Source organism: Luteolibacter ambystomatis (assembly GCF_018137965.1).
Lineage (GTDB): Bacteria > Verrucomicrobiota > Verrucomicrobiia > Verrucomicrobiales > Akkermansiaceae > Luteolibacter > Luteolibacter ambystomatis.
In genome coordinates this window covers 686,480-712,105 of the sequence record NZ_CP073100.1, presented here as the reverse complement: position 1 = coordinate 712,105, position 25,626 = coordinate 686,480, and the positions used below count along the sequence as shown (strand labels likewise).

Here is a 25,626-nt window from a genome sequence, read left to right as displayed (position 1 = left end):
GGCCAGTGATTTTTCCGCCAACGAGACGGAAAAAACGTGAATCCGCCTAGGATCGGGTGTGTGATGGGGCTTCATGAAAAGCAATCTTGTGATGACCGTTCTCGGTCCGGATCGCCCGGGTCTCGTGCAGTCCCTTTCATCGGTGGTCGCGGATCATGGCGGAAACTGGCTGGAAAGCCGCATGGCCCGGATGGCGGGCCAGTTCGCCGGCATCCTGCGCGTGGAGTGCCCGGAGACCGAGGCCGAAGGCCTTGTCGCCGCCCTGAAGACCTTGGAAAAAGACGGCCTCTCGATCCAGTTCGCCCGCGAGCAAGCTGCCGAAGCCCCGACCCGTCAGACCGTCTCCATCGACGTGGTCGGCAATGATCGCCCCGGCATCGTGCGCCAGCTTGCCGCCGCCATCAGCGGCGCGGGTGGCAATGTCGAGGAACTCGTAACCGGCCTCGAAAGCGCGGCCATGAGCGGCCATCCGATCTTCCGCGCCAGCGGTACTGTGGCTCTCCCGGAAGGCGCGGCCGTGGAAGCCATCGTCACCGCCATCGAAAAACTCAGCCCGGACCTCTCGGTGGAGGTGAAGTAATCGCCAAGAGACCATCGAAGTCGAAAGCTCCGCTTTCGAATCGTCTCCGCCAGCTTTGTTGGCGGAGACGGATAGGCCAGCCGCCCCCCCAAAGAGGGAAAGCAGAGCTTCCCCCTACATTTCTGAATGCGAAGCTCTCAGCCGCACTCTCTCACGGCGAATTGACATCCAACGCGTGGTCGAGGTCCCCGGGTTCATGATGGTCGTCCATGTCCAGTTCGCGCACGCGCTTGCTGTCGCGGATGACCTCCACCTGTTTGCGGAGTTTCTCACGCAGTTCCACGCCGTTCACGATCGCCGGGATGGTGAGGAACGGCAGCGAGCGATCCGAGGTCTGGAGATTCACGGAGGCCAAACCAGTGAGACGCATCCACAGCGGGCGTTCCATCGCGATATCCTTCACGCGGTAGAGTTCGATCTCGTCGATCTTCTGGTTGAAGACGCCTTCGGTCACACGAAGGCGCTCCGTGGTCAGTTCAAAGCGGCGGCTCTTCACCAGCAGGAAGCGCCACACCGCATACAAGATGGGGATCACCATGAGCGCCCATGCCGGTGGGAAGAATATCCCGCCCGCCACCACCCCTCCGGCAAGGAGCGCGGTGATCACAAAGGGACCGAGGTTCAGCCACTGCGAGGGGCTGCCCTTCCACAACGTCGTTTCATCAGAACTCACGCCCCGCATGCTGCCCCGCCCGGCCGTTAGGGTAAATGGAAAAGCGATGGCATTCTTGTAGTCGTCTGAGCTTCCAGCCGGAAGAGATGAAACCACGAAAAACACGAAGATTCACGAAAGGATGAGCGTCCGGAACGTCCCTAGCGAAGGCTTGTCATTCGCATGCTGCCGCTCCCAGGTCATCCCTCACTCACACACTCCCGGGCATCCTCCCTTTCGTGAATCTTCGTGTCTTTCGTGGTTCCCATCCTCTTGAGTGGATTTTCCCCTCCCGTTTTCGTCCTTGCGCGGGAGAGGGCGGTTTGCAGAATCCGCCCCCCGCGCTGCGGTTCCATCCCATGAGCGAGAACGCCACTTTCGAACAAATCGGTGACATCCTCCGTCGCCACGAGTCCTTCGTCATCCTCAGCCACGTGCGTCCGGATGGCGACGCCATCGGGTCCCAGATCGCCCTCGGGTTCGCCTTGGAAGCAGCGGGCAAGCGCGTGCGCCTCATCAATGAGGACGGCCTGCCGGACAACCTGACCTTCCTCCCCGGCTCGCACCGCATCGAGGTGCCGCCCGCCGATCCGGTGGACGCTGAAGTCGCCATCGCGCTGGATACGGCCACCAAGCCGCGCCTCGGCGATGCCACCCTGCATGCCGCCTCCGGTGCGGACATCTGGATCAACATCGACCACCACATTTCCAACCCGCGCTACGGGGACATCAACCTGATCGACTCCACCAGCCCGGCCACCGGTCAGATCCTCTACGATCTCATCACCGCACTGGACCTCCCCTTCCCCGATGAAACGCGGGACGCCATCTACGTGGCCGTCTCCACCGATACCGGTTCCTTCCAGTATCCCAACACCACCGCGAAGACCTACGAGATGGGAGCCGATCTCATCCGCCGCGGCTTGGACGTGGGCAAGATCAACGAGCTGACCTACGACAGCCATCCGTTCCGCCGCGTGGAGCTGATGCGCGCCCTGCTCAACACCCTCCAGCTTTCCGACAACGGCATCGTCGCCCACTGGGACCTGCGCGATGACACCCGCCGCAAGCTCGCCCTCTTCCCGGAGGACAGCGAAGGCCTCATCGACATCATCCGCGCCATCCGCGGCGTGCAGGTGGCCGTGTTCTTCGAGGAACTGCCGGATGGAAAAATCCGCGTCTCGATGCGCTCGAAGGACCGCGCCATCGATGTCTGCAAGATCGCGCTCGAGTTCGGCGGCGGTGGGCACGCCCTTGCCGCCGGCATCCGCATGGCCGGACCACTGGAAGACGCGAAGCCCAAGGTTCTCGCCGCAATCCACCGCGCGGTGGAAGCCAGCGCCCGCTCCTGAACTCTCAGGAGCAAAAGGCCCCTTCATCCGTTTCGGGTGCCCCTGCATTCTTCCCTCTTGCGATTTTTGCCCCTCTTTGCGGCTGAAAATTCCAAAGCCCCAACTCCTTTCCCAAATGCCTAAACACGAATTCGAACCCCTCGGCCCCAGCGGCGTCCTGCTCATCGACAAGGCCCCGGACATGACGTCCCACGACGTTGTCGCCATCGCCCGCCGCGCGCTCAATACGAAGAAGATCGGCCACTGCGGCACCCTCGATCCCATGGCCACCGGCCTGCTGATGCTGGTGATCGGCCGCGCGACGAAGATCCAGGATCTGCTCATGAGCGAGGACAAGGAATACGAAGGCACCCTCACGCTCGGCTCCACCACCTCCACCCAGGATCGGCAGGGCGAGGTGTTGGAGGAAAAGCCGGTGTCCGCTTTCACCGCCGCCGAGATCGATTCGGCTTTCGGCAAATTCACCGGCGCCTTCGAACAAATCCCGCCGATGGTCTCGGCGATCAAGAAGGACGGCGTGCCGCTCTACAAGCTCGCCCGCAAGGGACAGGAGATCGAACGCGAACCCCGCCCCGTCCATGTCACCAGCTACGAGGTTCATCGTACCGAGCTGCCGGAAATTGATTTCACCGTGAACTGCTCGAAGGGCTTCTACGTCCGCACCTACGCCCACGACATCGGCCGGCTTCTCGGCTGCGGCGCGCACCTCAGCGCCCTGCGCCGCACCCGCTCCGGCAAGTTCACCCTCGAGCGCGCCGTGACCGTGGATGCCCTCAAGCACGGCCCGCGCGAGGATCTCATGAAAGCGATGGTCACCCTCGCCGAGATCTCGCTGATGCGTGGCGCTTGAGAAATCGCCCGCAAATGGTAAATCGTGAATCGTGGAAAAGGGGCCTTTTCCACGATTTACCAATCGCGATTCACCATCCACTTTGACGCCGTGCTCCGTCTCACCCGATTCGAGGAACTCGCTGAAGCCACCGGCCCGTTGCATCTGGCTCTGGGCGTGTTCGATGGCGTCCACCTCGGCCATCGCGGAGTGATCGGGCGTGCCCTAGAGGCCGCACGCCGCGAGGGTGGCAAGGCGGGCGTCGTCACCTTCGATCCTCATCCCATCCGCGTCCTTGCGCCGGAAAAGGCTCCGCGTGCGCTGCTCGCCACGCTCGACCACAAGGCCCATCTTCTAGCCGAGCTCGGCGTCGATCTCCTCTTCGCCATCCACTTTGATGAAGCCTTCGCCCGCATGGAGGCGGAGACGTTCATCGACCGCCTGTGCATGGCACCGGTGAAAACCATCTCGATCGGCGAGGATTGGAAATTCGGCCACGCCCGCCGCGGCGACGTGCCGATGCTCCGGACCTTTTCCGCCGAGCGGGGCTTCCGGCTTGAAGCGGTGCCCCCGGTCATGGCCGATGGCGAGCGCATCAGCAGCACCCGCATCCGCCAGGCCATCCGCGATGGCAATCTGGCCGCCGCCTCTTCCATGCTGGGCCGGACCTACAGCGTGGAAGGCCACGTCATGGAAGGACGAAAGCTCGGTCGCCAGCTCGGCTTCCCTACCGCCAATGTCGCGACCGGTGACGTCCAACTCCCCCCCGACGGCGTGTGGGCGGTGCGGGCCGCCCTTGAAGATGAGAAACTGGAAGGCGTGGCCAATCTCGGCGTGCGCCCGACTGTCGATGGCGTGCAACATGCACTGGAAGTCCATCTTTTCGATTTCGTCGGCGATCTCTACCACCGCACGCTGGAAGTCACGTTTATCTCCCATCTCCGCGGGGAGAAGAAATTCGGCTCCCTCGATGAGTTGAAGCACCAGATCGGGCTGGATGCCGAATCCGCCCGGACCATTCTCGCCGAGACCCCATGAACACCTCCCCCGCCCCGGAATCCCGCTGGGCGGTGGCCAGCTACCTCATCCGCGAGCGGAAACTGGGCCTTGCCATGACTTTGGGGGGGGCGGCTTACGGCCTCACCGCTTTGCTTGGCTGGCACTGGTTCCGCTGCCCATTCAAGTCCGTGACCGGCCACGCCTGCCCCGGTTGCGGCCTGACCCGCGCCACTCTCGCCATGCTGCGCGGGGATTGGGCGGCGATGGTGAAATTCCACCCGCTGGCTCCCGTGTTCACCCTGTTCTGGATCGCCGTGGGAATCGGCCTCGCCTGTCCCCCACCTTGGCGAACGGCCTATATCCGGCGGCTGGAGAAATTCGAACACCTGACCCGCTGGCCGCTGTGGATCGGCCTCGCCCTGTTGGGCTATAGCTTGACCCGTTGGCTTGGTTTCTGCTATGAGTGTTAGATCGGTGAAAGCCGTGATTTAACCCTCAATAGAAACACACCATGGGCATTCTACTCTTATCTCTGGGCGGTCTCGGATGGTTGATTTGTTGGATCATCGTGTTGATCAAAATGTTCAAGACCGAAAAGCCACTGCTTGGCATCATCGGCATCTTCTGCGGAATATGGGCCTACATCTGGGGCTGGATGAATTCCGGCAAGCACGGCCTGCAGAAAATCATGCTGATCTGGACCGGCTGCATCATCCTCTACATCATCGGCGCGATCATGTCGGGCAATTTCTCGGCAAGCGCCCACATCGGAACCTCTCCCTGAGCAGTCATTCATTCCATCACCTCGTCCTTATACTCCGGAGCCCTCAAGCTCCGGGGTTTTTTCGTACGGAAGTTGGGCCCATGACGCAGCTTCTCCATTTTTCTTTCCCGCCATGGCAATCCCATCCGATAGATCCACGGCAAGATGACGGAGTTCATGTGTCAACCACACAAGCGCCACCACAAGCTCTTCGGACTCATCCCCTGCTCAACAGATCATCCGGACATCGTCGAGATCGACGGCCGTTTGCTCCATTTCGATTTCCAGGACCGGCGGATTCTCGAGGCCTCCGGAAATCAGTTCGTTGAAATCGCCACGCTCGAACGCTCCTGGCCCGACCACATCGAAAACCTGAATGGCCTGATCCAGTTCCCCGGCCATATCCTCGCCATTCGAAAAACACTTTTCGGTCTCAAAGCCCATGTGGAGAACCGCACAACGGCCAGCGTGGTGAAATGGAAATTCCCTTGGATTTCCGATCGACTCCACATCGAAGGCATCGGCTCTTTCGAAAGTCCGGTAAGGACCAAAGTGATCGGGCGCTGCGGCGATGGCACGCGCGAGATCTGTCTGGTGATCGCGGCCGTGTGGCTCATACATAGGATCGCTTCAGAGCCCGTTGGATGACCCTGCCTTCCGCATCCCATATCGGAACAGATCCGGGCCATAAAAAACCGGCTCTGAAACTTCAGAACCGGTTGATTGGAAAGGGATGGCGGACAGGGTGGGATTTGAACCCACGGTAGGGTATTAGCCTACGTTCGATTTCGAGTCGAGTGCCTTCAACCACTCAGCCACCTGTCCGTTGATGGGGCGGCAAATTAGCAACCGGCCCCGGCTTGTAAAGCGCTCAATTCGGCAAATCCCGCGCTCCCGTCCACGCCCCAGGGGGTGCGGCATTCAGATCGTGCCGTTCTTTGTTTTGAAAATGAAGCGTTTCTCCCATAGCACCCGCTCGGGGCCCTCTTTGCTCGCCGCCGGTTGATACTTCCATTTCCGCATGGCGCCGAGCACCACATCATTCACCACCGGATGCGTGGAGTCGATCACTCTCGCCGCTTCCACGCTTCCGTCCTTGCCGATGACATAGGAGACATCCAATGCCGCTCGTCCCCCTTGGGACCACAGGGTCGGGGGAAACACGGGATCCGGCTGGCTGACAATCCGTGGCCCGCGAACGAGAGCCCTGGGTTGCAGCAGGAAGAGATACTCCGGCTTGTCAGCCCACAGGGACCGGTATTTGTCCTTCGGATAGTGGAAGACGAGCAGGTTTCCACCGAATTTCTCACCCAGCGCGGTGGCGGCATCGTCACCGTGGCCGGCGGCAAAGAAGATTCGCTGCACGGCCGTCACCTTGCGCGGTCTCTCCTTGCCCACCGGAGGATCGAATTTCCACTTGTAGACCACCGCCAGTGCTTCGGTGTTGAACCTCTTGTCAGTGGTTTTGAGCACCTTCGCCACTTCCACCCGACCTTTTTCATTGATCGTCATGGAAACCGTCACCGCACCGGTCACACCCTGATCCTGCAGTTCCTCCGGATAAACAGGCTTGCTCGCGGATACCAGATGAAGCGGCTTGGCCAGTTCCATGTCCCGGCCCTTGGCTGCATAGTCAGCCTCCAGACTCTTGTTGATTCTAAAGAGCTCCAACCGGTCGAGTTGCCGGGGATGGGTGGATGGCGCACAGGACGCAAGAAGAACGGCGGCCAGGGCACACGTGGCGGAAATCAGGTGGTGTGGATTCATCTAACAATCGAAGGCGCGGAGGGATATCCGCCTCCCGCCCGATTACGAGCGCCGAATCTTCCTTCCGCCGGACGATCTTCAATCCGGAAACACGATCGCACGGTGGCCATCGAGGATCGTGCGGTCGTGGACGTGATAGCGGATGCCCTTCGCCAGCGCGGCGCGCTCGCAGCTCCGGCCGAGACGGACGAGGTCCGCGGGTCCGTGGAAGTGCTGCACACGCTCCACCTCCTGCTCGATGATTGGTCCTGCATCCAGTTCTCCCGTCACGTAGTGACAGGTGGCACCGATGAATTTCACGCCGCGCTCATGAGCCTGCTTGTACGGATTCGCCCCGATGAAGGCCGGCAGGAAACTGTGGTGGATATTGATCACCCGACCCGCGAATTCCTCGCAGAACCAGTCCGGCAGGATCTGCATGAAGCGCGCCAGCACCACCAGTTCCACCTTCTGCTCCACCAGCAATTCCCGGATCTCGCGGAAGCCCTCCTCGCGGCGGCCTTCCATCTCCACATAGCGGAAATCGAACCCGGCCCGTTCCGCGGCGCTGCGGCAGGTTTCCCGGTTGCCGATCACCGAGGTGATCTCCACCGGCATCTCGCCCAGCTCGGTGCGCCACAGAACCTCCTGCAGGCAGTGGTCGGTTTTCGTCACCAGCACCGCCGTGCGCATCTTGAAGGGCAGGCGGCGGAAATGCCAGGTGGCGCGGAGCGAGCGGCCGAGCGTCCCGAAGCCCTCGATGAAATCCTCCACATCCACATCCAGATCCGCGGTGTGGATCTCCAGGCGGGCGAAGAACTTTTTCCCAAGCTGGTCGGAGAACTGGGCGAACTCCACCAGATTGCCGTGATGGGAGGCAACATAGCTGGCGACTTTCGCAACGATCCCCGGTTGGTCGGGGCAACTCAATTTCAGGATCAATCCGGCACGGGCCATGGTGCGCCGAGCATGTCGGGCCGTTAGAACGAGCGCAATCGACCAAATTGCCTAGATGATTGGCAGAAGATCCGGCAAAGCCATCCATGGGCGGTCTGGAAAACCAAGTATTTTCTGATCCAAATTCAGCCGCGCCATTTTGCCGCATTCAAGCTGCCAAGCGTTCGATTGAAGATTAAGATGGAATCCCGATTGTCGGCTTGAATTATTCTCTCCGGAAAAGAACCCGGAAGTATCCAAACGAGATTTATGAATGAATCAGGATCAAATTCCCGGCATTTGATCCATGGAGGCGATGGAAAATATGAAAGGAACTCCATCGTTTCGTGAAATACGGTGAACGTCGTAAAAAATACCAACCCATCGATCGATTGAAGGGAAGAAACTGTAAATAGAATGTGAATAGATGAAGCTCACGATCACCGTTTGAAATGGTGGCGAAGCTTTACCTCGCGTGCGGGGGAGGGAGCCGGATAGGATCTACGACAGCCCTTGTCGAATAGCTCCACGAGCAGCACGCAAGGCAGGAGCCTCGCGCTACTTGCCAGCTTATTCACAAGTTGTCCCCTTCAAACAAAAGATCCAAGCACCTCTTGGGAGCGCTTGGATCGTGGGAGATCATCCCTGGCCTTCTCGTTTTACGGATTGGTCCAGTCGGTCACAGCCACGGATGGTTCCTTACCCTGATCGCCACGGGCTTCCGCCGTGGCATCCGCGGCTTTCACCGCAGGAAGCGCCGGAATGGGAGCGCGTGTTTCAATCGCTCCGTGGGGCAATCCCGACTGCTGGGAAAAAAGGAACAAGACGGCGGACAACACGAAAGTAGCCGCCACCCCCACGATGCCGGGGATCCACCAGCGATAACCGGCACGGGCGGCCAACCCGGCCTCGATGCCATCCCAGGAAGGCACAGCAGGAGGGGTGGCACGGGTGCCCACGGGATCGAAGACCGGCGTGAAGATCCGGCGCGAGAATGCCGCCTCTGCGGCCACCGCTTCCGGCCAAACCACCGGCACAAAAACCCGGGGCTCGGGTTCCATCTGCGGGGCGATCAGTGCCACGGCAGCGAAATCATCGTCATTGGACGAAAGCCCGAAATCGAGCGAACTCACGGCAAGGCGCCCGGAACACGCTCCGGATAACACCTGGCGCACCGCATCGGAGGAAACGAAGTCGTCCCAGCCGGCACTTTCCGGGATTTCACCTTCCGGACGGCTGATGGGGAGAGGGTTCAGTCCAAGGGGGAACATGGCTCTTTGGCTACGTTTGCCCACTATCTGCGTTAATTGTCGAATCTTGTCAATGTTCAATATGTCTGAAGTAAATTGCCGCTCTTCCTAGACCTATAAGGTTTTTATCCAAAACTCGACCCTGTCCCGTCCCACCCCTTGGATTTCCTCTCCACGCGATCACGGAATTCCAATGTGGCCGATTTTGTGACATGGTTCTCTCGTCAGCGCGAGGTTCCCCCCGACCGGACGCCGATCTTCTCCCCCCGGAAGAAAATCCCCCCATCCCTCTTTCAAATCGGCGGAAGCCGGAATCCCCCCGTTCCGGCTTCCGCCGATTGCTTTTCCGGGTTGGCTGAAATTCCTTCAGACCTTGGGACGACACGTCTCTGGAATCCGAGGAAAACTCCCAACCACCCTGGAGCGGATCGGCCGACAGTCGCTCTCGACAGACAAGTGGCGGCTTTCGAGCCGCCATGTTGAGGGAGAACGGTCCTTTCTCCGCGCGATGATCGGGAGTGAGGAGCCGACCGGATCTATCTGCCACGGCCATCGTGCGCAAAATGGCTCCTCGAAAGGAACCACTCCTAACAAGGATCCGGAGCCAATGCAGGCCGGTTGGAAAAGCATCTCCTCTAACAGATTGGGATCAGGAATATTTCCGAAGCCTCATGTGCCTCATCAATATCGGGCTTCGATATACTTCCACCCATCGCGTCTCCGTGATCACGGAATGGGCCTGAGTCCGCTTTTGTGGCATAACGAATCCGTCAGCAAGACCTCCCCCCGGAACCCTTTCCTGACCATTCCTCCCAACCATCTCCCCCTGCCATCGGCGGACACCGGCACTCCGGTTTCCGCCGATCGATTGTACGGCAGGACTCTCCTCTTCCGCGTTACTTTTTCTTGGGATGCTTCGGCGCAGGTACGGGTGCTGGCATCGGAGTCGGGGCGGAAGCCGGAGCCGCGCCTTCCGGCACGGGAGCGGGTTCCGCAGGCGGCTGGGCATTGAAATCCACGTTCTCCAGGATGGTCGGATTCGCAGGCACCGCGGAGGTGATTTCATTGCCCGCATAGGCCGCACGATTCACACCCTTCTCAAGGGCAAGTCCCGGCGAGGTATCGGACTGGATGCGGTTGCCCGCGACGGCGATGCGGGTGGCGGCCGCACGGACGACAACGCCACCCATCAGATTGCCAGTTGCCGTGTTGGCGGAAACCTTGCCGACCTCACCGCGGGTCAGAACCAGACCGAACTCGCGGTTGTTACGGAACTGATTGTTGGTGACGGTCACGGGCGCGGCTCCGGCATCGATGTGGATGCCATTGCGGCTGTTGCCATCGCAGCGGTTGCCGGTGAGCGTACCTGTGGCTCCATCCCACACGTCCAAGCCGTGCTCGATGTTGTTGGTGACATCGGAATCGCGGACTTCCAGAGAACTGCCCGCGCCGCTTGCGGAAGCACCGTCCCAGCCATTGCTGGAGAAACGGCAATGGCTGGCGGAGGCGGTCCCACCCTCGATCACCGCCAAGCCATGGCCTGCGGCTTCCAGGAAATGGCAATTGGCGAAGGTGGCCTGGCCGCCACGAACCAACACGCCGGAGAAACGCTCCGCCGATGGATCGAGAGACGTGTGCCGGAAGGTGATGCCGGTGACGCGCGCGCCCTTCCCACCCGGTCCGATCGTGAGTGTGGCTCCATCCGCTGCGGGACAGGTCACATAGGTCTTGTCGCTGCCCGCGCCTTGGATTTCCACGGCTGCATTCACCACCAGCGGTCCGTGCCACTCCCCCTCCGCGATGACCACGCGGTCACGGTCATGCGCATCCGCCAGCGCCTCCGCCGGGGTGGCGAAGTCGCCCGGGACATGCAATGTCCGCACGTAGGAAGCGAGCTTTTCAAAGAGCGCCTTGATCTCCGGGTCCTGCGGAGCCAGCACCATCGCTTCGCGCGCCAGTTCCAGTCCCTGAGCGTCATACTTGCCGGCATCACGCTCCTTGGCCTTCGCGTAGAAATCGCGGGCCTTGAGATACATCGCCTCCGCTTCCTTCTTGCCAGCTTCGGCACTGGCAAGAAGCGAAGCCACCTCCGCAGCCGCTGCCGGTTCCAGGCCGCCTTTCGCCTGCGCTTCCTTGGCGGCGGCGATGGCTCCCTCCCAATCCTTCGCGGTCAACTTGGCGGTGATGGCTTCCTTGGCTTTCTGAAACGCGGCGGTCTTGCGTGCCTCCTCGATCTTCTTCTGGAGCTCCAGTGCCTCCGCATTGCGCGGGTCCTTGGAAAGCACTTCCTTGATCGCGGCCAGGGCGGCATCGTAGTTGCCGGACTCGAACTCCGCGAGGGCGCGGTCGTTCCAATGCTGGATGAACTGCTGGCTCTCCTCGTTGATGCCCGCCTCGATGCTGCGCTGCAAGGTGGCGGCCACTTCGGAACCCGGGTCGATGGAGTCGATCTGATCGTGAATGTGGCGGGCCTCATCCCACAGACGGTCCTCCACGAACTTTGCGCCCTTCTTCTCCAACTCCACAATCTCTCCCTTCCGTGCGAAGCGCTTGTCCTCCTCCAAACGCAGCCATGCATAGCCACCGGCAACCGCCAGCAGCAGCAGGATCAGCAGAGTGACCAGAAACCCATTGCCGCTCTTCTTGCGAGGCGGCGCAGAGGGCACGACCGCCGCCGGAGCAGGAACTTCGGTCGAGGCGGGAACCAACTTCGATGTGGGAGTCGGCAGGTCGATCGGCAGATTCTGTGTGGGTGCGGTCGATGTGGCCTCGGGAATTTCCGGCTCAGGCACGGCGGCAGCCACCGGAATTTCCGCAGGTGCTTCGATAGGAGCCGGAGGGGGCGGCACAGGTTCCGCTTCCACGGGTGAGGACTGGCTCAAAAAGGCAGGGGGCTCCAGCACCAGAGCCGCAGGAGACGCCACCGGCAGCACTTCGGGCTGCTCTACCGGAGCGGATTCCACCGCATGGACCGCAGGCTCGCTGCTGATGGCACCCGGTCCCTCGACAGGCGTGGAGGTCGCCTCCACAGCGGGCACCACCGGATTTATCGCCGGAGCGGCCATGTGCAGGCGGATCACATTGAGCGCTGCATCGAACTCCGAAAGCCCGGCCTGATAGCGAGCGGCGATGGTCGGATTCGGGGCGGTACGGACCAATTCCGCGATACGGTCACGGGCCTCATTGAAATCCTTCAGATGGGTGGCCGGATCGTCATTCGGTTCCAGTCCGAGAATGCGGCGCGCTGCATCGAGAGTCATTTGAAGCGGAGCCTAGCAATGGCTTGCCGGGGTGGGAATTGCCGATTTCGGGTTTTCGGCCGGTGGAAATGCCCGCCTTCCGCTTGACGCGGCGACCTTGGCACGGTTGCCATTCGCACGGTGATGACCGCTATCCGACGAGCCGTTTTGCTTCTGCTGTGTTTTGCATGCGGGTCCTGCGTCACCCGCCGGGCGACCGATTTCCTGACTCTGCCGAGACGCGTGAAGGACGGAGCGCACTGGGTGAAGGAGACACGGACGCGCCCGGAACGATTCGAGGTCACCGCCGCGGATGGCATCACGCTCTCCGCCTTGGTCATCGAAGCTTCCCCGCAAGTCAGCAAGCTGGGCACCTGCTACCTCTTCCACGGCTTCGGCAATTCCAAGGAGCAGATGCTGCCCACGGCGAAGGAACTCTCGGCCGCGGGATTCCGCTGCGTGGCGTGGGACAGCCGCGGCCATGGAAAGAGCGGCGGTGAGCGCGCCACCTACGGCACCCATGAGGTGGATGATGCACTACGGGTCATCGCCGCCTCACGACGGATGGATCACGGCCCGCGTGGCATGGAAACGATCTGGGCCTATTCCATGGGCACCGCGGTGGCTTTACAGACCCTGCCATCCTGGCCGGAGGCGAAGGCGGCTGTGCTCCTCGCGCCGATTGCGGATCTGGAAGGCATTCTCCGCTACCAAGCCGAAAAGCGCTATCATGGCGCGATGACCGCACTGTTGCCGGTCGTCCGCTCCAGCGTGCGTCACGCAGCGGGATTCGATCCACGATCCATCCGCCCGGTGGACGCGGTAAAGCACACGGACGCGAAACTGCTATTCATCCACGGCTCGGACGACGGCACCGTACCGCCGGTACAATCCGAACGGCTGCTCGACGCGTGCCGGCCTGGCCAAGGCAAGCGGATCGTTCTCCCGCGACTCGGGCATGGTTCCGTCATGTGGGACCTCCCCGATGTCACGAAGAAGGAAGCGATCACCTTTCTCGCAAACGAAGCCCAAAAGAAAGCCCACCGTCCTGCGGCTATCCGTTGAAGCGCTGCACGATCGGCATGCGCCGCCCGATGCCAAAGGCCTTGGTGGTCACACGGATGCCCGGTGCCGCCTGCTGGCGTTTCCATTCATTGAGATCCACGCGGCGCTGGATCCAGCGGACGAGGGATTCCTCATGACCCTGCGAGATGATTTCATCCGCGGAAAGGTGCTGCTCGACGTAGCCTTCCAGGATCGCATCCAGCACATCATACGGCGGCAGCGTGTCCTGGTCCTTTTGATCAGGACGGAGCTCGGCGCTCGGCGGCTTGTCGATGGTGGCCCATGGAATGATCTCCCGCTCGCGATTGATCCATCGCGAGACTTCATAGACTTTCGTCTTCGGAAGATCGGAGATCACCGCGAGGCCGCCGCACATGTCACCGTAGATGGTGCAGTAGCCGACCGCCAATTCCGACTTGTTGCCGGTGGTCAGCAGCAGCGCCCCGGATTTGTTGGAGAGTGACATGAGGTAGAGGCCGCGGATGCGCGCCTGCATGTTCTCCTCCGTGACGTCCTCGGGAAGATCGCCGAAAACCGGCTTCATCGCCGCCTTCACCGATTCGAAGGTGCTCTGAATCGGCACGACATCACAACGAATGCCCAGCTTCTCCGCCAGTGCGATGGAATCATCCACACTGCCGGATGACGAAAAGCCGCTCGGCATGGTGAGACCATGGACGTTCTGCGGTCCCAGCGCATCAGCGGCGATCACCGCGGTAAGCGCGGAATCGATCCCGCCGCTCAGCCCCAGGCACACGCTTGAGAAGCCGCATTTGGTGACATAGTCACGGAGACCGAGCACCAGCGCCTCATACAAATCAGCCGCCGCCTCGGACACCGGCGGCTCGATTTCGGGCGCGGTATCCAGATCGACCACGTGACAGGTTTCGACAAACCCGGGCAAGGCCGCCAGCAGCTTCCCCTCCCCGCTCACCACCAGCGAATGTCCATCGAACACAAGTTGGTCATTCCCACCCACGGAATTCACATACACCACCGGCACGCCGTGTTCGCAGGCCACATCGGTGATGAGCGCGCGCCGCACCGCCGGCTTGCCCACATGGAAGGGCGAAGCACTGAGATTGATCAGCACATCGATCCGTCGCGCGGCCAGCTCCGCGGCGGGATCGCGATCGTAGAACGGACGCTGGAGATAGTCCTCGGTCCAGATGTCCTCACACACCGTCACACCGATGCGATGACCATTCCACCCGATCGGCTCGCAGGATTCACCGGGTTCGAAATAGCGGCGCTCGTCGAAGACATCGTAGGTGGGAAGCAGCGACTTCCAAATGCGATGGCGGATCTCGCCATCCTGGAGCCACGCGGCAGCGTTCCGGAACGGCTTGCCCCGGCCCTCGGCATGATGATCCACGTAGCCGACAAGCAGCGGCACCGAGCGGATCTCACCCGCCAGATGATCGAGCGCCTGCAGGCACTTCGGCACGAACTGGCTCTTGAAGACGAGGTCGCGCGGCGGATAGCCGACCAGCGACATTTCCGGCGTCACCACCAGATCCGCACCCGCTTCCATACACTCGCGATACGCAGCCACGAGGCGCTTCACGTTGCCAGGGAAATCCCCCACCACGGCGTTGATCTGAGCGATGCCGATCTTCATGGAAGGAAGAGTTGGCCGAGAGCCGGAGTTGGTCAACGCGAACGATGACCCAAAGACAAAGATGAAGGGCCCGCCCTGACTAGCAGAAGCGGACCCTTCTTTTTCCTTCGTCTTGCATTTCCCTCCCCAAGGGAATCTATTCACGCGCCTTGGTCTGCAGATATTCGCAGACTTTTGCGGCGCCAAAAGCGAACAACACCGGTGGTGTCAGGGCGGCCAGAACGCGCATCTTCGTGATGAAGATCGCTCGCAGCGGCAGCCGGTCGATGAGGTAACCCGCAGCCACAGCAGCAAGCACGGCCTTGGCCGGATGCCTCACCACCTGCTCCTCACAGGCTTCATATTGCCTGCGGATGAAGGTCTTTCCATCGTCCAACAACGCCTGCACGCCTTCTTCGACGGTGGGCGGCTCGAACAAAGTCGGACCTTGGCTTTGGGTGGCAGTGCTCATGGATTACCAGAACTTGAAATTCCGTCCAAACGAGCGGGCCCGGTCCACCATGGCATCCACCGGATGATCCGGGATGCGGTCCTGGACGGACCCGATGACATCCGCACCACGGCTGCGCAGATCGCGGTAGCCGGAACGCGCGCGGCGTTCCAGAGGCTGGAGAATATCGGAAATGTCGGAGGCATCGAACCAGCCGCGCTTGCGTGGAGCCGGACGCAGAAGATAACCCACCGCCAGCCCGAAGGCGGCGAATCCGACCACGGCTGCCAGCGGCTTTTCGCGGATGAAATCACGGACATGGTCGGCGGCATCGGTGCCCCGGGATTTCAGTTCGCGGACAGCGCCCGTGGCGCGTTGAACCGCATCGGAAGCATTTTCCCGGAGATTGGCTCCGATGCGGCGGGCGCGTCCCGCCACCTCATCGGCCGCGTCGCGGACATCATTGGCAGCCTGCCGGGCTTGATCCTTCACATCCTCCACCGCCTGGCGGCCCTGTTCCTTGGAATGGAAAATTGATGTGCTCATGTCCGGTCTTTTCGCAGGGGCCGTACCAAGGCTAACCAAAAACTTGAAATTCATTATTTATCAATTACTTGCACAACAAAACCCACGCATGCATCAAGTTTTCGGCAGCCTGTGGCGATTGCAGGATGCACCCAACCGCGCACTGGATCGAGCGATTGTCCCGACGCACGATCCTCCGTCCTGTGCTATGCTGAAAGGCCATGAATGCCTACGACCCGTCCGAACCCATGCCGCGTGCGCCGAATATCAAAACCGGCCCCGACTACCTTGATGAAAATCCGAACCAGGAACTCGTCGAGGAAGGCTTGGAAGTGGCCGAGGAAGAAACCCACGAATCCTCCCAGGAATACCTGTTGGATCCGGATCCGGAATTGAGCGCGGCCGACGAGGATGTGGATGGCACGGCGGAGGAAGCCGGGCTCGATGCCGCACCCGAGACGGCGGCCATGCAAATACGGCGCAGGCCGTAGCAAATCGAGTATCTCATGCTTCGCCGGAGGGCATCTCCATCTCCTGCGCATGCGCGCGCGGGATCATGAACAGCCCCGCGGCGTGAATCGCGAGCGACGCCACGAACAGCCACAAACCGGGCCCTGCGGCCTTTCCGATAGCCACCGCCAATACGGTGAGGGAAAGCCACAACGTCACCGCCATGGTGCGGGCGATCCTCCGCAATGCCGCCGCCTTCGCATAAAAACCAGCCAACCACGGCGATGAGGCCAGAAAGGCAAACAGCGAGAACCAGCCCAGAAGGATTCCCAGCGATGCCCAGTTCCCATTCCTGAGATCCTGTCCGAGCGTTCCCCCGAGCTGCCACAGCACCTCCCACACGCGGATGGTCACGTCCTCCACCACCGTACCATACCGCTGGGCCAGGCCGGAAAGGCGGAACACCACCAATGGCGGCCATTGGGCGGCCACCGCGAGTAAAAAGCCGCAGCCCAGCACGAGACGGGCGGTTAGCAGGCGCTTGCGATAGGATTCCATCCTGCGGTGAAGATGGACCACCCATGGATCGCCATGCGAGAACGGAGTTTCCCGTTTCCGCGTGGATTACTTCGTCTCCGGCTGCTCCGTCAGCCGGAAAAGCACTTCGCCGGTAACTCCATTACCGGTCCAGGTCTTCGGCCCATCCGTCTTGGCATCGACGGCGTTTCCGGAGAGCGTGAACTTCAAACGGTAGTCTCCCGCAGGCAGCGGTTCCGTCCGTTGTTCGGTCCCACGGTCATCCGTGTAGTGCAGCACCGCCTGAGTGGTCTTGCGGTCCCAATCCAGATAAGCCGTACGTGCCAGCGTGTAGCTGCCATGCGCCGGGATCACCACCGATTGCGAAATCACCGGGTCCTCCTTGCCGTCGGCGGGGACCACCATTTCCTTGCCACTCCCATCCTGCACCGAGAGTCGGACCGATTCCGTCACCGGGAAAACCACCTGCTCCGCCCCGCCATTGGCCACCCGGAGCTGCACCGTTACCGGAATGCGGTGGGTGCCATCCTTTGGAGCCAACCACTCGGCATCCGTGACTCCGGTGAAAGTGAGACTTCCGATTTCCTTGGAGGCGGATTCATGGATCGCCACCGGTCCGCGCAATGCAGGCACCGGGGAATTCAGCGCGCCGTGCAACACGAAGCCCGCCACGGCGAAGTAGATCACCAGCCCGGTCACGTCCACCAGAGTAGCCACAAAGGGAGCCGATGAAGTCGCCGGGTCCAGCCCGCAGCGCTTCAGCAGAAACGGCAGCATCGAGCCTGACAGTGATCCCCACAGTACCACTCCGATCAACGAGAGGCCCACCGTAGCCGCCACCAGTTCCCAGTGCGCGCCATAGACATTGGGGAACACCCCGGCCCAGACCGAAATGCGGAGCGCGCCAATGATCGCCAGGATCACTCCCAAAGCGAAACCCGAAAAGATCTCGCGGCGCATCACCCGCCACCAGTCGCGCAGCCCCACCTCACCCAGCGACATCGCGCGGATGATCAGCGTGGCCGCCTGCGAGCCGCTGTTGCCACCGCTGGAAATGATCAGCGGCACGAAGAGCGCGAGCACCACCGCCTTCTCGATCTGCTCCTCATAATGGCCCATCGCCGTGGCGGTGAGCATTTCGCCGAGGAACAGGATGACGAGCCAGGAGGCGCGCTTCTTCACCAGCCGGGCGAAGGAAATGTCCATGTACGGCTCATCCAGATGCTCCATACCACCGAGCTTCTGAATGTCCTCGGTGGCTTCCTCTTCCGCCACGTCGAGCACGTCGTCGACGGTCACGATACCGACGAGGCCGCCATTCCCATCGACCACCGGCAGCACCGTGCGGTCATATTTCTGGAATGCCTTCACCGCCTCCTCCTGGTGGTCGGTGGCGTGAAGGAGGGTCATCTTGCCATCGCGCAGGTCGCCCACCTTGCGATCGAGCGGTGCGAGCAGAAACTCGCGGATGCGGACGTCATCGAGCAGCTTGCCGTGGTCATCCACCACGTAGAGCACGTTGAGAGTCTCGGAGTCGTTGCCGCGCGCCCGGATGTGGTCGAGTGCCTCCTTCACCGTCCACTCGTCGCGGATGGTCAGGTACTCGGACGTCATCAGACGGCCGATGGAGTCCTCCGGATAGTCCAGCAGGCGCAGCGCCACGCGCCGCTCCTCCGGCGAAAGCATCTCGATCAGGCGCGCACAGACCGCGGTCGGCAGTTCCTCAAGCAGGGCGGTTCGGTCGTCGGAGGACATCGCCTCCAGAATGCGCGCCGCATCGCGGCTGCTCATCGCGTGAATCAACTCCTCCTGGTCCTCCACGTGGAGGTATTCGAACACCTCCGCCGCCGAGCCGGTGGGCAACAGGCGGAACAGCACCGCCTTCTCCTCGGCGGGCAACGGCTCGATCGCCTCCGCGAAGTCCGCGGGGGCGAGTGTGCCGAGCACTTGCTTCAGGCCGGAGAAGTCTCCGCTCTGAAGGCGCTCCACGAGCTGTTCCTGCAATTCCGAAAGCATGGCGGGCCAAGCGCCGATTACCCCCCGGATCGCGAGGCGGCAAGCCCAATGGCAGCCAGCGTGAAAGAAGTTTGCGAACCCGCCCGCCAGCCGTGCGGAAAGCCCCCGGAATAAGGCGAAATCGTCGCGTGACATCCACCCGACAGGATTTCCCGGTCCGGCCAGTAAACGGTCGGATGATCCGCACCCTGCCGCTGCTGCTGGCGACCGCCCTGCCCCTCCTCGCGGAACCCTCCTCCCCACCCGCGGAGGGAAAACGCTACGACCTCACCGCCCGCGCCAGCGTGATCGACTCCCGTGCCAAGGAGCATCCGGAGATCGACTTCTTGTTCCAAAAAAACGGGAAGCCCGCGGACGTCGAGCATGCCACCGTGGACACCCGGGTGGCCCCACAGGGCAAACTGGTCATCTGGCTCATGGGCTACAATGCCGGGCTCTTCGAGCGGGTCTCCGGTTACGGCCTCCACGCCATCCAGGTCCATTACGCCAATGGCTGGTTCTCCAAGCTCTACTCCGGCCAGCCGCCCGCGGATGACCTGTTTCTCTCAAAGGTCCGCCTGGAGGCCGCCACCGGCGAGGACTTCAGCCCGGCCGTGGAGATCCCGAAGCCGGATGGCATGATGGAACGCGCGCTCCAGTTCGTGAAATGGCTGGATCATGAAAATCCGCAGGGCCGTTGGGGCCAGTTCCTGACCGAGGATGGCAAGGACCTGCGTTGGGACCGGGTCATCATTTCCGGTGCCTCTCACGGTTCCACCACCGCCGCCCGCTTCGCGAAATACAAGGCGGTGAACCGTGCTGTGCTGTTCTGCGGCCCCCGCGACCAGTTTGAGGTCTGGCAAAAACTCCCCTCCGCCACCCCGGGCAACCGGATTTTCGCCTTCAGCCACGTGCAGGATGCCGGCTGGGCTGGCGATCACTACCCGCGGTCCTGGCAACTCATGAAGCTGAACGACTACGGCCCGATTGTGAACGTGGACAGCATGCCTGCCCCCTATGGCCACACCCGCCGGCTGATCTCCGCCGCCGATGTGGGAGGGAATCCGGACAAAGCCCACGGTTCCGTCACCCCCGGCGGCAATTCCCCCAAGGGACCCGATGGCAAATTCCTTTACGAGGACGTTTGGCGCTACCTCTTCACCAGCCCGGTCGAAAAAACCGGCAGGCCGGTGCCACCAGAGCCGTGCAAACTGGATCAGAGGACGAAGTGATCGGAAGAAGGAAAACCTGGCTAAGATCCCCCCGTGAATTTTCGTGTCTTTCGTGGTTTCAAACAGCTCCGGGAACCGTCATCACGGAAACCGACACGCATGAAGCCCATCGCCTTCGCTCTCCTGCTTCCGGCTCTCTCCGCTTCCGCCGCTCCGGTGGTGATCGATGACATGGTCGTTTTGAAGAATCTCCGCGAGAAGCTCGGAGAGCTCGGCGACAAACATGAAGCTGTGAATGGCAAGGCTCTCATGAAGAAGCTGGAGAAGGCGCCAAAAAAGGCTGCGGTCGCGCTGCCCGCCAATCCGCCGAAGCCATCGGGCTATAACGATCTCGTGAAGAGCATCTTCGTCGTCGCCTCCGCATACAAATGCGAGGACTGCGACGAATGGCACAACGGCGGCACCGCCTCCGCGTGGTGCCTTACCGAGGACGGCGTGATGGTGACGAACCGCCATGTCTTCCTCGTGCCCGAGGATGAATCGTGGGGTGTCTATGGTGTCGACGGAAAGCTCTACAAGATCACCTCCATCCTGGCCTCCGATCCGGAGTCGGACGCGGTGTTGTTCAGAGTGGATACCGCGGGCGCGAAGCTCGTGCCGCTGAAGCTGGGCGAGGATGCCGATGTCGGCACGCGCGTCCGTATCGTCAGCCATCCGGGCGAACACTTCTACTTCCAGACCAGCGGCGAGGTTTCCCGCTACTCCATGGATCGTACGTTGGAAGACGACAGCAAGGAGACTCTCTGGCAATCCGTAACCGCGGAATTCGCCGAGGGATCTTCCGGCGGCCCCGTGCTCGATCCGGATGGCGCGGTCGTGGGCATGGTATCTAACACCGAGGCGATCAACCACGAAGGCGGAGAGGAAGAGTCACCGGAAACACCGGAGCCGAAGCGCCCCGTCGATCAGGAAGCCAAGCCCGCCGAGCCAAAAAATCAGAAAGGCGGCAAGGAACCGAAAGCCCCCACCCCGCCAAAAGGCAAGGAGGCTCCAAAGCCGAAGGATGCCGAGCCAAAAGGCCAGCCCGTCCCGGAACCCGCAGGCAACGAGCAGCAGATGATGATCAAGAACTGCGTGCCCGCCTCGAAGATCCGCAATCTGATCGAGAAGTAGCGCGAGGCTCCCGCCTTGCGTGTTTCTGAAACATGGCAGCTAAAAAAGGCCAGCCTGTTTCATTCGACAAAGATTCAGCGGCAGCGGCCTGCAAGAAACACGCAAGGCGGGAGCCTCGCGCTACTTAGCTTCACTGCACCGCCACCACGCGGAAAAACCCTTTCCCGCCCGCATACACCGTCTTCGCGATCGTCAGCGAGCTTTCCGTCGATGACGCGACGACGGTCTGCCGCGGCGCCCATGTGGTCATGTCCGGGGATTCCTCCACGCGGTAGCTTTTCCCGACCACCGAGTTCCAACCCAGAGTCACGTTCGCGCCGCTCATGGTGAAACCGGTCATCTGGAATGGCTTCGGTTGGACCTTCTCCACCACCAGTTGCGGCGGGAAACCGGTTTCCATCGATGCGAAGGCCACGTTCAACAAGGGCACTGCGTTTTCATTCGCCGACTGGATCACAAAGCCGTTGTTGGTGGAGGGAGTTGTCACCCATGCCTTCACCTGCGCGGTCACGTCCAGCTCCACCCAAACCGCCGTGGTTTCCGTGGAGGGCTGGGTGATCGCAATCGAACCGAGCGACGTACCGGGAGAAAACGTGCTCCACCTCGCTGTTGCTACGGTCCATGCCGTACCTTGCGGATGCACTGTCACGGCTCCTGGAACCAATGTTCCCCCGTAACCGCTGGAGGGTGATCCATCCGGCAGGATGTAGAGCCGCAGTTTCGCCGTGCCGATTTCCGTCGCGGACATGCCCAGCGTCGTCGTGGTCGGATTGAACTTGAGCAGCGTCTTCTGCGAGTGCCCTTCCCCATTGCTCGCGTTCACTCCCAGCGAGTAGGTGGTGCTCGTTGGATAGGTGGTGAACTGATAAACGTCCGTGTCCTGGGTCGGCGTGAGCGTCACGCCGCAGGTGATAGCCGCGGAGGCGAGGAGAAGGAGGAGCGGTTTCATGGGAGGAAGGTCAGAAAGTGCGGGTGAGGCTGAGATGGAAATTGGTGCCGGGCGCGGTGCTGCGGTCGTCGGTCGCACTGCCGCCGAGGTGGCCGTTTCCACGGCGCACGGAGCTCCACGACCAGTATTTCTCATCGAAGAGGTTGTTCACTCCGGCGTTGAGCGTGAGGTCGTCCGTTGGTTTCCAATATGCGGCCACATCGAGCGTGGTCCATGCGGGCGGGCGGAAGAACCGGCTCTGGCTGGTTGTGTCATCCACGTGCTTCACGGCCGCGGAGTGTACCGCCGTCAAGCGCACACCGTAGCTCTGGTCCGGGGCGTCGTAGCCGATCCATCCCACCGTCTTCCATGGCTCCACCGAGTTCAGCCACGTATCATCGGTGCGGTTGATGCCCACCGCCTTGCCCGTGCTCGCACCGAGTGACCAGCCATCGAGCGCGGGTCTCCACGAACGCGCCTGCCACTCGCCATTCACCTCGAAGCCGTAGATCTCCGCTTCGCCGCGATTGAGCGTGGTCAGAATGTCGTGACCCTCGTCATCAACACGACCGGTGCGCACACCGTTCTCGATGTAGTTCTTGTAGAACGTGTAGAAGCCTTCGAGGCCGACTTTGCCCACGTCCGATTCGCCCTTGAAGCCAGCCTTGAACGATTCGCTGGTCTCCTCCTGCAGCGAGGGATTCGGCACCGTCACCGATCCCACCGGACTGCCACCGGAGGCCGGATGCTCGAAAATCATCGAAAGCTCCTCCGCCGTCGGATTGCGGATGCCATGCGACCACGCCGCATACAGGCGGGTTTGATCGGTGGTCTTGTAGCTCACGTCCAAGCGCGGCGACAACGCGACATTGTCGTAAGGGCGCGGCGGCTCAACGGTGTTCTGATCGAGCGAGGCCAGCCGCGCGAGATAGCCGGGACTCAGCTCCGGATCGATGCTGGTCGAGTCGGCGCGCAGGCCCGGGGTGACCGTCCAGCGCTTGCCGAGCTTCAATTCGTCCTGCACGAAGACGCCGAGGCGCGTGGTGGTGCTCGGTGCGAACGAAATCCTGTCCCGTTCCCACGGCATGCCGGTATCGAAGCGCATGAAGCGGTTCACGCCCTCCTCGCGGGACACATCGATCCCCGCGAGCAGTCCGTGGGTGATGTCCCCCGCCACGATTTCCTTCCGCGCGATCGAGGTCAGACCGAGCAGATTCGTGTCGAAACGGATCGACTGGTTGCGCAGGCGCCCCGGGATGGTGATGCCGCCGATGGTGACATCCTTTGAGCGGCTGCGGTTGTCACTGCCAGTGACCGAGTCCTGCCAGTAGGCGTGCGTCTCCAGACGGTCGATCCAGCCGTTGGCGGGTTCATAGTCCCACTCCAGGCCAACGCGCTCGCGGGTCATGAGCTGGGAGTTGAGCACATTGCGGTTGAAAACCTGGAAGGGCGAGAGGATCGCGCTGCGGGCATTGCTGCCGGTATTGCGCTCGTAGGATTCCAGCGTGAGCAACAGGGCGTTCTCTCCATGCCGCCAGCCGACCTTGGCCAGGCCCGCGCTGCTGGTGAAGTCCACCGGGTTCGGAGGCAGCGTGCCGTTGTTCTGCGTCTCGTGGCCTTCGCGCCCGGCCCAGACCAGCATCACCTCGAAGTCGCCGCGCCTCACCGCACCGCCGATCTGGCTCGCGAGCCCTTCATTGACGGAGAAATACTGCGTCCGCAGTAATCCACCGATGTCACCCTTGCCCAGAAAATCATCCGGCGAGAGCGTCTTCATCGACACCACGCCTCCGAGCGCGTCACTGCCGTAGAGCGCGCTCGCGCCACCCTTCATCACCTCCACCAGGTCGAACATCGCCGGATCGAAATAGTCCCGACCCATGCCGCCCGAGCCATCGCTCGCTCCCATGTCGAAGGAGGTCGAGACGTACTGCGGCGGCTGGCGGATGCCATCCAGCTCGATGGCGATCCGGTTGCCCTCCACCCCGCGGATATTGAAGCCGCTGTAGCCGCTGCTGCCATACGCGAAGGCCCCGTCGCCGCTGGCGAAATCGAACGGTCCGGACAACAGCGGATCGTACTTCACCAGCCCGCCGAGATCCTCGACGCCGCGACGCACCATCTCCTCCTGATTCAAACTGCTGACCGTCCCTGCGGTGTCCAGCCAGTTCCGCCGGGTGCGGGTGGCGATCACCACCGTCTCCGGCAACTCGGGCAGGTTCGCGTCGTCGTTCTTTTCCTGCTCTTTGGAAACAGGCTCATCCGGAACCGCCGCGGCCACGGTGATCGTGAGCGCGGCGAACCAACACCATCGGGGGGAAATCCTCATGTACGATCAGCCTTTCGCTGGAAGAATCAGATAGGGCTTCAGCGCGGTCTGGATTTCCTCCGGTTTCACCGCCTCGCCCTTCTTCACGCGGCCCACGAGACCGCCGAGGACCTTCGAGAACGACTGGTCGTCCACCTTGTCGCGCAGCGATACCTTGTCGGAACCGGCGAAGGAGGCATCCCAGGTCTCGCGGACCTGCTTCCAGAAGGCATTGGTACGATTCCAATAGTCGTTCGCAGCGGCGAAGTCGTGATCCTTCACGCGCTTGTAGGTGTTGAAACCGACCTCGCGGCACAGCGGATAGGAGGCGCCGTCGCGGTCCACCTGCTTCACGTTGTCCTGCTCGTGATACCAGGCATCCGCGGTGACCGTGTGGCGGTTCGTCACCAGCAGCAGATCGTAGTCATCACGCTTCGTATACTCACGGCGCGGAAGCGGGCGATTGGCCGGGCTGCTCCACTCGCTGGAGCCATCGCGGTGAATCCAGCGGCCGAGGCCTTCATAGCGTGGCTCGTCCGTGACTTCCGTCACACGTTGCGTCCAGGCCCCCTTCACCTCTTCCGCACCCAGCGTGCGCGCGGCCCAAGTCCGATGGCCCTTGAATTCCAGCAGCTCGCGGTCCTCGTAGGTCCAGATCTGCGCCCAGTGCTTCACCACCTCGCCCTCCACCTGGAGGAGATGCTGGAGAATGATCCGCTTGCCCGAGTCCTCGGCGACTTTCACCGTTTCGAAAGCCTCTTCATCGTACGGACGATCCTTCAACGTGTAGCCGGTATGAAGCGGCACGCTCTCATGGAAGTGGAAGGAGACTTGGAAATCACCCGCCATCGCCAGGATCGCCTTGCGGTCCTTTTCAAACGCACTCTCCGGAGTTTCCTCCGCCCGTGCGAACGTTCCCGCAAGCATCACACCCGCGGCCACCATCATCGTAGGCAAGTTCATCGGCCCCAGCATGGCCGTTTTCCACCCCTCCGCTCCCGATGCCTTGCCATTCATTGACGGTGGATTGCCGTGCAAGGAACCATCATCCTCCTCCATGCCCGGAATAAAAATGC

The 25,626-nt window shown here is 61.7% G+C and carries 23 protein-coding genes, 1 tRNA gene and 1 pseudogene; 10 read left to right on the top strand and 15 right to left on the bottom strand.

Translation table 11 applies throughout. The features are described from left to right. Window positions 1-73: 73 nt before the first annotated feature. Window positions 74-580 (top strand): glycine cleavage system transcriptional repressor, encoded by a 507-nt coding sequence (locus KBB96_RS02750; RefSeq protein WP_211632017.1) that lies wholly within the window; start codon window positions 74-76, stop codon window positions 578-580. 151 nt (window positions 581-731) lie between these two features. Here KBB96_RS02750 and KBB96_RS02745 read toward each other — a convergent pair whose 3' ends face one another. Next, entirely contained in the window at window positions 732-1,253 is a 522-nt protein-coding gene (locus tag KBB96_RS02745; protein ID WP_211632015.1) for a PH domain-containing protein, read from the bottom strand. Between the two features lie 338 nt (window positions 1,254-1,591). Between KBB96_RS02745 and KBB96_RS02740 the strand changes: the two genes are divergently transcribed. From KBB96_RS02740 to KBB96_RS02720, 5 genes are all read left to right on the top strand, one after another. Further along, window positions 1,592-2,584 (top strand): DHH family phosphoesterase, encoded by a 993-nt coding sequence (locus tag KBB96_RS02740; RefSeq protein ID WP_211632014.1) that lies wholly within the window; start codon window positions 1,592-1,594, stop codon window positions 2,582-2,584. A gap of 115 nt (window positions 2,585-2,699) precedes the next feature. Further along, window positions 2,700-3,434 carry a tRNA pseudouridine(55) synthase TruB gene (truB, locus tag KBB96_RS02735; protein ID WP_211632012.1) on the top strand — a complete coding sequence of 245 codons (735 nt, stop codon included), beginning with the start codon at window positions 2,700-2,702 and terminating at the stop codon, window positions 3,432-3,434. A gap of 90 nt (window positions 3,435-3,524) precedes the next feature. After that, window positions 3,525-4,451, top strand: coding sequence for a bifunctional riboflavin kinase/FAD synthetase (locus KBB96_RS02730; RefSeq protein WP_211632010.1), 927 nt, complete (start codon window positions 3,525-3,527; stop codon window positions 4,449-4,451). Further along, window positions 4,448-4,882: a DUF2752 domain-containing protein gene (locus KBB96_RS02725; RefSeq protein ID WP_211632008.1), complete on the top strand. Its 435-nt coding sequence runs from the start codon at window positions 4,448-4,450 to the stop codon at window positions 4,880-4,882. The genes KBB96_RS02730 and KBB96_RS02725 overlap by 4 nt, the downstream gene beginning before the upstream one ends. 110 nt (window positions 4,883-4,992) lie before the next feature. Beyond that, a complete protein-coding gene (locus KBB96_RS02720; RefSeq protein WP_211632006.1) occupies window positions 4,993-5,196 on the top strand; it encodes a hypothetical protein in 204 nt (67 codons plus the stop codon). 207 nt (window positions 5,197-5,403) lie between these two features. Here KBB96_RS02720 and KBB96_RS02715 read toward each other — a convergent pair whose 3' ends face one another. The 6 genes from KBB96_RS02715 to KBB96_RS02690 all read right to left on the bottom strand — a co-directional run bounded on the left by KBB96_RS02715 (window position 5,404) and on the right by KBB96_RS02690 (window position 12,367). Beyond that, window positions 5,404-5,796, bottom strand: a complete 393-nt coding sequence (locus KBB96_RS02715; protein ID WP_211632004.1) for a hypothetical protein — start codon at window positions 5,794-5,796, stop codon at window positions 5,404-5,406. A 113-nt stretch (window positions 5,797-5,909) separates the two neighbouring features. Then, window positions 5,910-6,000: transfer RNA gene (locus KBB96_RS02710), tRNA-Ser, on the bottom strand. A 96-nt stretch (window positions 6,001-6,096) separates the two neighbouring features. After that, window positions 6,097-6,942 (bottom strand): energy transducer TonB, encoded by an 846-nt coding sequence (locus KBB96_RS02705; protein WP_211632002.1) that lies wholly within the window; start codon window positions 6,940-6,942, stop codon window positions 6,097-6,099. 78 nt (window positions 6,943-7,020) lie between these two features. Further along, a complete protein-coding gene (gene purU / locus KBB96_RS02700) occupies window positions 7,021-7,878 on the bottom strand; it encodes a formyltetrahydrofolate deformylase (RefSeq protein ID WP_211632000.1) in 858 nt (285 codons plus the stop codon). A gap of 638 nt (window positions 7,879-8,516) precedes the next feature. Beyond that, the gene (locus KBB96_RS02695; RefSeq protein ID WP_211631998.1) at window positions 8,517-9,128 is read right to left on the bottom strand and encodes a hypothetical protein; all 612 of its coding nucleotides are present in this window, start codon (window positions 9,126-9,128) and stop codon (window positions 8,517-8,519) included. 875 nt (window positions 9,129-10,003) lie between these two features. Beyond that, window positions 10,004-12,367, bottom strand: a complete 2,364-nt coding sequence (locus tag KBB96_RS02690; protein WP_211631996.1) for a right-handed parallel beta-helix repeat-containing protein — start codon at window positions 12,365-12,367, stop codon at window positions 10,004-10,006. A 222-nt stretch (window positions 12,368-12,589) separates the two neighbouring features. Between KBB96_RS02690 and KBB96_RS02685 the strand changes: the two genes are divergently transcribed. After that, window positions 12,590-13,411: an alpha/beta hydrolase gene (locus tag KBB96_RS02685; protein ID WP_211631994.1), complete on the top strand. Its 822-nt coding sequence runs from the start codon at window positions 12,590-12,592 to the stop codon at window positions 13,409-13,411. Here the strand turns inward: KBB96_RS02685 and KBB96_RS02680 are convergent. The 3 genes from KBB96_RS02680 to KBB96_RS02670 form a co-directional block, all read right to left on the bottom strand. Then, entirely contained in the window at window positions 13,401-15,032 is a 1,632-nt protein-coding gene (locus KBB96_RS02680) for an NAD+ synthase (protein WP_211631992.1), read from the bottom strand. The two genes, KBB96_RS02685 and KBB96_RS02680, sit on opposite strands and share 11 nt — an antisense overlap. Before the next feature lie 136 nt (window positions 15,033-15,168). Next, on the bottom strand, window positions 15,169-15,483 hold the full coding sequence (locus KBB96_RS02675; protein WP_211631990.1) for a hypothetical protein: 315 nt from the start codon (window positions 15,481-15,483) through the stop codon (window positions 15,169-15,171). A gap of 3 nt (window positions 15,484-15,486) precedes the next feature. Continuing rightward, window positions 15,487-16,008 (bottom strand): ElaB/YgaM/YqjD family protein, encoded by a 522-nt coding sequence (locus tag KBB96_RS02670; RefSeq protein ID WP_211631988.1) that lies wholly within the window; start codon window positions 16,006-16,008, stop codon window positions 15,487-15,489. A 200-nt stretch (window positions 16,009-16,208) separates the two neighbouring features. Here KBB96_RS02670 and KBB96_RS02665 point away from each other — a divergent pair, with 200 nt between their 5' ends. Further along, a complete protein-coding gene (locus KBB96_RS02665) occupies window positions 16,209-16,478 on the top strand; it encodes a hypothetical protein (protein ID WP_211631986.1) in 270 nt (89 codons plus the stop codon). A 13-nt stretch (window positions 16,479-16,491) separates the two neighbouring features. Here KBB96_RS02665 and KBB96_RS02660 read toward each other — a convergent pair whose 3' ends face one another. Both KBB96_RS02660 and mgtE read right to left on the bottom strand, forming a co-directional pair. Further along, a complete protein-coding gene (locus tag KBB96_RS02660) occupies window positions 16,492-16,995 on the bottom strand; it encodes a hypothetical protein (RefSeq protein WP_211631984.1) in 504 nt (167 codons plus the stop codon). A gap of 621 nt (window positions 16,996-17,616) precedes the next feature. Continuing rightward, window positions 17,617-18,990 (bottom strand): annotated as a pseudogene (gene mgtE / locus KBB96_RS02655) (magnesium transporter); the annotation flags it as partial. A gap of 176 nt (window positions 18,991-19,166) precedes the next feature. Here mgtE and KBB96_RS02650 point away from each other — a divergent pair. Next, window positions 19,167-20,201 (top strand): BPSS1187 family protein, encoded by a 1,035-nt coding sequence (locus KBB96_RS02650; protein WP_211631980.1) that lies wholly within the window; start codon window positions 19,167-19,169, stop codon window positions 20,199-20,201. A gap of 99 nt (window positions 20,202-20,300) precedes the next feature. Next, a complete protein-coding gene (locus tag KBB96_RS02645) occupies window positions 20,301-21,314 on the top strand; it encodes a S1 family peptidase (RefSeq protein ID WP_211631978.1) in 1,014 nt (337 codons plus the stop codon). Between the two features lie 130 nt (window positions 21,315-21,444). Here the strand turns inward: KBB96_RS02645 and KBB96_RS02640 are convergent, their stop codons facing one another. From KBB96_RS02640 to KBB96_RS02630, 3 genes are read right to left on the bottom strand one after another with little or no spacing between them, the layout of a single operon-like run. Next, window positions 21,445-22,263, bottom strand: a complete 819-nt coding sequence (locus KBB96_RS02640; RefSeq protein WP_211631977.1) for a DNRLRE domain-containing protein — start codon at window positions 22,261-22,263, stop codon at window positions 21,445-21,447. 10 nt (window positions 22,264-22,273) lie between these two features. Then, entirely contained in the window at window positions 22,274-24,571 is a 2,298-nt protein-coding gene (locus KBB96_RS02635; protein ID WP_211631975.1) for a TonB-dependent hemoglobin/transferrin/lactoferrin family receptor, read from the bottom strand. A 6-nt stretch (window positions 24,572-24,577) separates the two neighbouring features. Then, complete coding sequence (locus KBB96_RS02630; protein ID WP_211631973.1) at window positions 24,578-25,513, bottom strand: DUF6607 family protein; 936 nt, start codon at window positions 25,511-25,513, stop codon at window positions 24,578-24,580. Between the last annotated feature and the right edge of the window lie 113 nt (window positions 25,514-25,626).

Excerpts from the sequence above, each read along its gene's own strand:
- KBB96_RS02750 (WP_211632017.1), top strand. The coding sequence starts at position 74 with ATGAAAAGCAATCTTGTGATGACCGTTCTCGGTCCGGATCGCCCGGGT.
- KBB96_RS02740 (WP_211632014.1), top strand. The coding sequence starts at position 1,592 with ATGAGCGAGAACGCCACTTTCGAACAAATCGGTGACATCCTCCGTCGC.
- truB (WP_211632012.1), top strand. The coding sequence starts at position 2,700 with ATGCCTAAACACGAATTCGAACCCCTCGGCCCCAGCGGCGTCCTGCTC.
- KBB96_RS02725 (WP_211632008.1), top strand. The coding sequence starts at position 4,448 with ATGAACACCTCCCCCGCCCCGGAATCCCGCTGGGCGGTGGCCAGCTAC.
- KBB96_RS02720 (WP_211632006.1), top strand. The coding sequence starts at position 4,993 with ATGTTCAAGACCGAAAAGCCACTGCTTGGCATCATCGGCATCTTCTGC.
- KBB96_RS02715 (WP_211632004.1), bottom strand. The coding sequence starts at position 5,796 with ATGTATGAGCCACACGGCCGCGATCACCAGACAGATCTCGCGCGTGCC.
- KBB96_RS02705 (WP_211632002.1), bottom strand. The coding sequence starts at position 6,942 with ATGAATCCACACCACCTGATTTCCGCCACGTGTGCCCTGGCCGCCGTT.
- purU (WP_211632000.1), bottom strand. The coding sequence starts at position 7,878 with ATGGCCCGTGCCGGATTGATCCTGAAATTGAGTTGCCCCGACCAACCG.
- KBB96_RS02695 (WP_211631998.1), bottom strand. The coding sequence starts at position 9,128 with ATGTTCCCCCTTGGACTGAACCCTCTCCCCATCAGCCGTCCGGAAGGT.
- KBB96_RS02690 (WP_211631996.1), bottom strand. The coding sequence starts at position 12,367 with ATGACTCTCGATGCAGCGCGCCGCATTCTCGGACTGGAACCGAATGAC.
- KBB96_RS02680 (WP_211631992.1), bottom strand. The coding sequence starts at position 15,032 with ATGAAGATCGGCATCGCTCAGATCAACGCCGTGGTGGGGGATTTCCCT.
- KBB96_RS02675 (WP_211631990.1), bottom strand. The coding sequence starts at position 15,483 with ATGAGCACTGCCACCCAAAGCCAAGGTCCGACTTTGTTCGAGCCGCCC.
- KBB96_RS02670 (WP_211631988.1), bottom strand. The coding sequence starts at position 16,008 with ATGAGCACATCAATTTTCCATTCCAAGGAACAGGGCCGCCAGGCGGTG.
- KBB96_RS02665 (WP_211631986.1), top strand. The coding sequence starts at position 16,209 with ATGAATGCCTACGACCCGTCCGAACCCATGCCGCGTGCGCCGAATATC.
- KBB96_RS02660 (WP_211631984.1), bottom strand. The coding sequence starts at position 16,995 with ATGGAATCCTATCGCAAGCGCCTGCTAACCGCCCGTCTCGTGCTGGGC.
- KBB96_RS02650 (WP_211631980.1), top strand. The coding sequence starts at position 19,167 with ATGATCCGCACCCTGCCGCTGCTGCTGGCGACCGCCCTGCCCCTCCTC.
- KBB96_RS02645 (WP_211631978.1), top strand. The coding sequence starts at position 20,301 with ATGAAGCCCATCGCCTTCGCTCTCCTGCTTCCGGCTCTCTCCGCTTCC.
- KBB96_RS02640 (WP_211631977.1), bottom strand. The coding sequence starts at position 22,263 with ATGAAACCGCTCCTCCTTCTCCTCGCCTCCGCGGCTATCACCTGCGGC.
- KBB96_RS02635 (WP_211631975.1), bottom strand. The coding sequence starts at position 24,571 with ATGAGGATTTCCCCCCGATGGTGTTGGTTCGCCGCGCTCACGATCACC.
- KBB96_RS02630 (WP_211631973.1), bottom strand. The coding sequence starts at position 25,513 with ATGAACTTGCCTACGATGATGGTGGCCGCGGGTGTGATGCTTGCGGGA.